This window comes from Actinomadura sp. HBU206391, from assembly GCF_014323665.1.
Classification (GTDB): Bacteria; Actinomycetota; Actinomycetes; order Streptosporangiales; family Streptosporangiaceae; genus Actinomadura_C.
This window is the reverse complement of the sequence record NZ_JABVEB010000251.1, coordinates 1-7,681: the sequence shown is the minus strand read 5'-3', so window position 1 is coordinate 7,681 and position 7,681 is coordinate 1. Positions and strand designations below refer to the sequence as shown.

At 68.7% G+C, this 7,681-nt stretch carries 7 protein-coding genes and 1 pseudogene; 3 read left to right on the top strand and 5 right to left on the bottom strand.

Features of this window, described 5'->3' with window-relative positions:
* On the top strand, positions 1-734 hold a 734-nt coding region (locus HKK72_RS33080; protein ID WP_187238359.1), incomplete at its 5' end, for a ComEC/Rec2 family competence protein.
* Between the two features lie 33 nt (positions 735-767).
* Here HKK72_RS33080 and HKK72_RS33075 read toward each other — a convergent pair.
* Positions 768-1,631 (bottom strand): glycerophosphodiester phosphodiesterase, encoded by an 864-nt coding sequence (locus HKK72_RS33075; protein WP_187238358.1) that lies wholly within the window; start codon positions 1,629-1,631, stop codon positions 768-770.
* Positions 1,632-1,739: 108 nt separating this feature from the next.
* Between HKK72_RS33075 and HKK72_RS33070 the strand changes: the two are divergent.
* Positions 1,740-2,581 (top strand): annotated as a pseudogene (locus HKK72_RS33070) (SDR family oxidoreductase).
* A gap of 311 nt (positions 2,582-2,892) precedes the next feature.
* On the opposite strand, the gene HKK72_RS33065 reads toward HKK72_RS33070, so the two are convergent.
* Positions 2,893-3,405, bottom strand: a complete 513-nt coding sequence (locus tag HKK72_RS33065; protein ID WP_187238357.1) for a DUF5825 family protein — start codon at positions 3,403-3,405, stop codon at positions 2,893-2,895.
* On the bottom strand, positions 3,402-5,270 hold the full coding sequence (locus tag HKK72_RS33060) for a RiPP maturation radical SAM C-methyltransferase (RefSeq protein ID WP_187238356.1): 1,869 nt from the start codon (positions 5,268-5,270) through the stop codon (positions 3,402-3,404). Before HKK72_RS33060 ends, HKK72_RS33065 begins: the two co-directional genes overlap by 4 nt.
* Before the next feature lie 582 nt (positions 5,271-5,852).
* Between HKK72_RS33060 and holA the strand changes: the two genes are divergently transcribed.
* A complete protein-coding gene (gene holA / locus HKK72_RS33055; protein ID WP_187238355.1) occupies positions 5,853-6,812 on the top strand; it encodes a DNA polymerase III subunit delta in 960 nt (319 codons plus the stop codon).
* 7 nt (positions 6,813-6,819) lie between these two features.
* Here holA and HKK72_RS33050 read toward each other — a convergent pair whose 3' ends face one another.
* Both HKK72_RS33050 and HKK72_RS33045 read right to left on the bottom strand, forming a co-directional pair.
* Positions 6,820-7,299 carry an SRPBCC family protein gene (locus HKK72_RS33050; RefSeq protein ID WP_222721443.1) on the bottom strand — a complete coding sequence of 160 codons (480 nt, stop codon included), beginning with the start codon at positions 7,297-7,299 and terminating at the stop codon, positions 6,820-6,822.
* A 44-nt stretch (positions 7,300-7,343) separates the two neighbouring features.
* A partial coding sequence (locus tag HKK72_RS33045; protein WP_261987436.1) for a LysR substrate-binding domain-containing protein occupies positions 7,344-7,681 on the bottom strand: 338 nt, incomplete at its 5' end.

Below are 7,681 nucleotides of genomic sequence, written 5' to 3'. Positions count from 1 at the left end.
TGGCCTGCGACGTCGGGCAGGGCGACGCCTTGGTGCTGGCCGCCGGCCCGGGCCGCGCGGTGGTCGTGGACGCGGGGCCGGCCCCCGCGGCGGTCGATCGCTGCCTGCGTGATCTCGGCGTCCGGGAGGTGCCCCTGCTCGTCCTGACCCACCCCCACGCCGACCACGTCGACGGGGTGCCTGGCGCGTTGCGCGGCCGGGCGGGTGGAACCGTGCTGCCGAGTCCGCTGAGCGAAGGGGAGGAGCGGAGCCTGGTGACCGGCCGCACGGTACGGCCGGCGCAGCCGGGGCAGCATTGGACGGTCGGAGCCCTGAGCCTGTCGGTGCTGGGGCCGGTGGCGATGGGTCCGCGCGTCTCGACCCGCGATCCGGGCACCGAGGTGAACAACGCGAGCGTGGTGCTCGTCGCCCGGGTGCGGGGGCTCGCCGTGCTCCTCACCGGGGACGTCGAGATCGAGGCGCAGCGGGCGCTGGTGTCCGGCGTACCTGCGGTGCACGTGCTGAAGGTCCCTCACCACGGGTCGGCTCGGCAGGACCGGGGCTTCCTGGCGGCCTCGCGGGCGCGCGTCGCGGTGATCTCGGTGGGGGCGGAGAACACCTATGGGCACCCCGCCCCCGCGACACTCGCGCTGCTGCGGAGCCTGGGGATGCGCGGCTACCGCACCGATCTCGACGGCGACGTCGCCGTGCTGAACTCCGGTGGCCGTCCCGCCGTCGTCACGCGCGGCTCATGAGCGGCCGTCATGCCGGGGCACCGACGTTCGATGTCAGCAAGCGGCCGATCTCCATTCGGCGTAGGTCCACACCAGGTCGGTGATGATCGCGTCCACCCGCCAGGACTTCAGCACCGGCCAGGCGCTCTGGTCGTTGACCGTCCACGGCGTGAGCTTGATGCCCTTGGCCTGGAGCTGATCGGTGCGGGCCTTGGTCATCGCGGTCGCCTTGGGGGCCGCGTAGGGATGCGCCGACGTGGTGGGCTGGTCGTAGGTGAGCAGTGCCAGTCCGCCGGCAAGCCTCGGCTCGACGGCCTTGATCTGCTTCAGGTCGGCGGCGTTGAAGCTCTGCATTCTGACCCTGTCGAGCATTCCCGCGCTGATGATGCGCCTGGTGATCTCGCGAGCCTGCGCGGCGTTGATACGGGTCTTCGTCTCCAGGAGCATGTACTTGTTCGCGGTCTTGGCCGCGCTGAGGGCTTCGGCCAGCGTGGGCGGGTGGATGCTCGTCACGGCTCCGGTTCGGCTCTTCATCTTCAGGGCGACGAACTGGGAGGAGTACAGCGACGAGACGTTTCCGCTGCCGTTGGTCGTGCGGTTCAGCGTGGCGTCGTGCATGAGGACGGGCACGCCGTTGGGATTGGCGGAGGAGGCCCTGGAGAAGTGGATGTCGGTCTCCGCCCAGGTCATGTACTTCCAGGCGTCCTTGAAGGCGGGAAGGGAGTTCTCGGGCTGGGCGTCGGTCACCCGTCCCCGGTGCGCGACGCCGATCGGGCAGGTCGCCGCGGTCTTCGCCCGGGTCTTCGTTTCGGCCTTCGTCTGGGCCGTCGCCTCGGTCGCGGTATACGGGTTGAGGGGGAGGGCGAGGACCCCCAGGGCCACGGCGGGGAGTGTCCTCTTCATCAGGTCTACTCGCATGACCTATGCGATAACGAGACGAAATGTCGCTCATCGACACAAGAGGCCTCCGTTGCGTGAACGCCGGACGAGAGACCCGTGTCTTCATCGAGGCGTCGCCCGCCGCTCATGATCTGTTCTTGCGGTCCGGCCCGAAGCTCGGATATCCGTGGGTTTCGGCTGATGATCGTCGGCTGCGGACAACCGCACGAAAGGGCCCCCCGTGGTCGTACCGGATGGTGTCGCCCTTGTCACCGGCGCGTCCCGCGGGCTGGGCGCCTTCATCGCACGGCGGCTGGCCGCCGACGGCTGGCGGTGGCCGTCAACGACCTGCCCGGCGACGAGCAGGCTCACCGGGTCCGCGACGACATCCGCGCGCAGGGCGGCGTGGCCGAGGTGTTCGCCGCCGACGTCACCGACGAGACGGCCGTGACCGATCTGGTCGCCCGGGTCACCGACCGCCTCGGGCCGGCCGACGTGCTGGTGGCCAACGCGACCGGCCCCCAGCCGGTGGTCGGGATCGAGGACCTCACCTGGCAGGCGCACCTCGACCAGCTGTCGTTCTTCGTCAAGAGCCCCACGCTCCTGCTCCAGGCCGTTCTGCCGGACATGAAGGCCAGGAGCCACGGCCGGGTCATCCAGATCGGCCCGGACATGTTCGAACGAGCGCTGCCGGGCATGTCCGCCTACGTCGCGGCCAAGGGGCCCAGCTCGGCCTCACCCGGTCCTGGGCACGAGAGCTCGGGCCGTTCGGCATCACCGTGGACCTGGTCGCCCCCGGATGGATCCCGGTCGAGCGCCACGCCTCCGCTGCGGCCGAGGACCTGCGGGGCTACCTCGCGGAGGTGCCACTGGGACGCATGGGCGTTCCCGAGGACGTCGCCGCCACCGTGTCCTTCCTCGCCTCCGACGCGGCCGGGTTCCTCAACGGAGAGCGCATCACGGTCAACGGCGGCCACACCATCGGCTGACGGTCCCGACCTACATGATCGTGAGCCGGGGCGGTGGCGGTGGGACGAAGGTGCGGAGCGCCCCCGCCCCGCCGGCACCGGTGAGGTCGCCGGATTCCCGGCACGACCTCACCGGCTTCGGGCGTTCATGAGCGATCGCCCTGTGGTCATTCATTCTCTGGGGCTACTTCCCCCAGAACACGGTAGGCGTTTTCTGCCTTTTCGGACGGATGGCCAGCTTCTTGATCTTCATGTTCCACCTCCTTCGGTTCCACGAAACACGGCATGCGAGCTCGGTGAGCGGCCGTCGGAACGCATTGCCCCCGGGCGTGTCACAGGGCCATCGCCGGCACCGGCCAGCGCTTCATGCGATTCGGCAGCGTCACCACCAGATCTCCGGCTCGTAGCAACAGGTTCTCCTCGAGGAGGGCCTCCGCGGCCTCCCGCTCGTCGCCCTGCAACTCCGCCAGTGAGCATGGGACGAGGCAGCGGGTGAACGTTCGGGTGAGAGGACCCTCATCGAGGACGAAGCTCGCCGATGCGGCCGGATCCCGAACGTCCTTGATCTGGATGAATCCCGGTCCGCGCCGGAAGTAGAACAGGCCCAGAGCGAAGGTGTCGCGCCACTCCTGGTACCACCCTCCGGTTCCCTCGGGTGGCGGCAGGTGGTACAGGTCCGGCGGCGCGAACGTCGACACCACGGAGCCCTGCCAGCGGACGATGACGCCGTCGCTGAACCGATCGCGCAGCCAGGAGACGAACCGCACCGTGTCCACCGGGTTCTCGCCGAGGATGATCGGATGGGGCGCCTCGACCGTGGCCCCGGGCGGTATCGCGGCGATCATGCCGGTATCTCCTCGGAGTCGTGCTCGGTATCGACCAGTCGGTACGGCGCATCACGGGTCGCGAGCGCGACATAGCCCGAGCCGTCATTGAAGACCAACCCGTGCCGCATCGCCCCGCGCAGCCACGCGCCGACGGCAGGTTCGTTCACGGTATGGCCCTGCGCGGTCAGCATGGCGTGCAAGGAGGCCGCGCTACGGCGCCGCCCCAGAGCGCGGTAGGCGTCGGTCCGCCATCCGCTGAGATGATGCAGCGATCGCGGATAGCCGCGGCGCCGATCATCGATGATGATCCGGTCTCCCTGGTCGTCGGCGACGAGGAAGGAGTACGGATAGTCGCGTCGCCATCGGGCGATGGCCGCGCGCAGTTCGGCGGCCACGTCGTCGGAGATGCCTGCGTCGTCGCACGTGAAGAAGTACGCGAGGTCGGCAAGTTCCGCTTCTTCCAGGGCGTACACGTGCCGGTAGTAGGCCGCGGGCGCACGCCGGGCGAAACCGAGCTCGGGCCGCTCGAAGTAGGGGCTGAAACGCTCCAGCGCGATGCGCGAGGCGTTCTCTGGAGGGGGCAGGTGGACGAGGGCGTCCATCTGCTCGATGACGTGCCGGTAGTCCTCGGCCCGCTCGCCGGGGAACCCGTAGAGGTAGTTCCACGCGACGGTCACGTGGTTGTCCTCGCAGTCGCGCAGGAGCCGCACGTTCGTCGCGCCGTCCACTCCCTTGTCCATGATCTTCAGAACCCGCCCGTTCAGGCTCTCGATTCCCGGCTGCACTGTGACGATCTTGGCGGCCGCCAGGGCCTCGACCTGTTCCGTCCGCAGGTTCGATTTGACCTCGTAGTGCATCCGCAGATCCCAGTCGGCCTCCGCCATCTTCGGCAGCAGTGTTCGGAATGCCTGCATGTCGAGGATGTTGTCTACGGGGACCACATCGAGGATCTGATAACGCTCGACCATGCCTTTCAGTTCTTCCCAGAAGCGGTCGGCGGGCCGGGCCCGGAAAGCGATCAGCGATCCGTTCAGACCACAGAAGGTGCATTGGTGTTTCTCGCCCCACCAGCAGCCGCGCGAGCCCTCGAGGACGAGTTGGGGGGTGACGTGTTCCCTTACGGGTGATTGCTCGAGGGTCTCGTGCCAGGCGTCGAAGTCCGGAGTGGGGAGCATGCCCGGCGGCACCGGGTGTGCGGCCTGAGGGTTCGCGACCGACCGGTCGCCGTCCCACCAGCACACCCCGGGCACGCCGGCGGGATCCTCTCCGGCCTCGATCCGGTCGAGCAGTGCGGGGAACACCGCCTCGCCCTCACCGCGTACGACGTAGTCGACGAACGGGTGGTTGCGGTGCAGGGCGGCTCCCATGGGCCCGTCGCAGTTCGCGCCACCGAAGACGATCTGTATCTCCGGTCGTAGACGCTTGAGCCGCCGGGCCAGGGCGAGACTCGGGCCGTTCTGCATGAAGGTCGAGGTGAAACCGACCACGTCGGGGTCGGACGCGAGGACCTCCGCCGCCGCCGCCTCGAGGAACCCCGGTACGAAGGAACGCATCTGAAGGGGCAGGGAGATGTCCACGTCCTCCGCCTCGGCGTAGGCGCGCATTTCCTCCACCGTCCAGGCCGGATCGTCGTAGAGCCCACCGGCGAACACCCAGTCACCCAGTCCGTAGAACACGCCATTGTCGGCGACGTCGGCGTATTCGCCGGTCCCTAGTGCCCCGGCGCTGGCAGCGAGAAGGAATTCCACCCACCTGATGCAACCGTGATATTCGGCCACCTCTATTTCAGGACGTTCCCTCCGCACCAAGCCGTGCAGCAGGCCGATGGGCAGGGATGGGCGATTGACCGCCTGCCAAGGCATCGCCGCGAGAACAACACGCATCTCTGGCCTCCTGGCCCCCGGGTGAGGTCGCCGAAGGGACTCGCCGACCTCACCGCTCTTCGGGCGTCATGCAGGTCGCCCATGTTGATCATTTGCTCGAGGCCGAATGTTTCTGCCAGGTGTAGATGCGAGGCGCTTTCTGACTCTGTGAACGGATGGCCGTCTTCTTGATCTTCATTTCCCACCCCCTTTCCATTCTGCGGAGTGTGCACGTTCGACTGCCGACTTCGCATGTCTCGGGTGAGAGCGTTCCAGTCGGTGGGCGAAGAGCGGTGAAGTCAGGAAGATGAGGTACGGTCGGTGAGCGGGCGGAAACGGCTTGTGTTCCTTGTCGCCTCGGTGCGCTGAAATCGTCCGGCCTATGACCGAGAGACTAACCGCCGAATTGGCAGTGGGCAACCATTCGCCTGAAGCCTTTGTTGGTAATGATGATCGATGCCATGAAACGCCATGAAAACTGCCCGATAAGTCACGAAAGCTCTCATACTGGCATCATCGGTCGTCTTGGGTCGACCACGCCGCCCGACGTCCGCATCCGTCCCCGAGGCCTCGCGGAGACCGCGGAGATGGCATCCTGCTGGGATGCCGGCAGACGCAATGACCATGATCGTCGGGGATGAAGAACTGCTCGTCGACCGCGCGATCGCCGATATCGTGGCCACCGCCCGGGCCGCCGAGCCCGAGATCGACGTCGTCGAGATGGCGCCGGCCACGCTCGAACCCGGCCGGCTGGTCGAACTGACGTCGCCTTCTCTGTTCGGCGGCGGCAAGGTGCTGGTGCTGCGCTCCGTGCAGGATCTCGGCAAGGACCTGGCCGCCGAGGTCACCGCCTACGCCGCGCACCCGGCCGACGACATCACTCTGATCGTCGTGCACCATGGCGGCGCCAAAGGCAAGGCGCTGCTCGACAAGCTCGGCAGGCTCGGGGCTCGAAGGGTGAGCTGTCCTAAGATCACCAAACCCAGTGAGCGGGTCGGCTTCGTACGGTCCGAGGTCCGCCGCGCGGGGGGCGCCATCAGCGAGGATGCCGCCAGATCGCTGCTCGATGCCGTTGGCCATGACCTGCGCGAGCTTGCGAGCGCGTGCAGCCAGCTGGTCGCCGACACCGACGGAAGGATCGACGAGACCGCCGTGGCGCGGTATCACCGTGGCCGGGCCGAGGTCAGCGGCTTCACGGTCGCCGACCGGGCCGTCGAGGGGCGCCTCGCCGAGGCCCTCGAACAACTGCGGTGGGCACTGGCCACGGGGGTCGCCCCGGTGCTGATCACCAGTGCGCTGGCCCAGGGCGTGCGTTCGCTCGCCAAGGTCGGCGGAGCGCCGCGTGGGTTGCGCGGCCCCGGCCTGGCCAAGGAACTCGGCATGCCGCCGTGGAAGGTCGACCGGGTGCGCGCCCAACTGCGGGGCTGGTCTCCCGAGGGAGTAGCCCAGGCGCTCGGCGTCGTCGCCGAGACGGATGCCCAGGTGAAGGGCGGAGCGGCCGATGCCGCCTACGCGCTCGAGAAGGCGATCGGCCAGATCGTCGCGGCGCGCGGCAGCCGGTGACGCCGGATCAGGATTCGCAGTGCCGCTTGAGGCCATGCGCCTCCATGTCGACGTAGCGGCGGCTCCGCCGCGACAGCAGCAGCCCCATGATCGGTGCCAGCGCCCCGGTCTGACGCAGGCTGAACCGTACTCTCGTCGCGCCGTTCACAGCGGTGACCTGGTGACCGCCGACCGTCGTGATCCCGGGGCCCTTCGCCGTCCAGCTGAAGTACGTGCCGGGCTCGTACTCGTTCACCGTCCACACCGTGGTCGGCAGCCGGGGCTGCGAGATGCGTGCCATGCTGCCGGTTCCGAACTCGCCGTCGGCGAGCCGTTCCACCTTGGTCATCGACTCGGTCCATGTGGGCCAGCGCTCGACGTCCGTGAGCACCGCCCAGACCGCCTCTGGTGCCGCGTCGATGTCGACGTCGATCTCGTACTGCACGAGGTCCTCCTGGGCGGACGGCAGCCGCAACGGGCCGCGCCGAAAGCTGCAGCGTGGGTTCATCCTGCCAGCCCGTCAGGCCGGAAGTGATCCTGGAACGCCCGCTCTCACCGGCCCATCGCCTCCTGCCGGTGCCCGGGCGGAGGGCCGGCCGGCCCGGTCGCCAGCCGCGTGCGGATCGCGGTGAGGAGTCCCGCCACCCGCCTGTCGCTCTCCCGACCGGGCAGGTGGACGGCCTGGTACGGCACTCGCGGCAGATCCGTGATGTCGCGGCCGACCAGCCCGTCCGGGAGCCGGACGCATCCGTTGACGACCGCCGTGCCGACGCCGAGGGCCACGAAATGCAGCATCAGCGGCCAGCCCTCGGCCTCGATCGCGGTCGACCATTCGACCTGCGCGGCGCGGAGAGCGCGCTCGAGGGCGATGCGCAGGGGCCGGTGTGGCG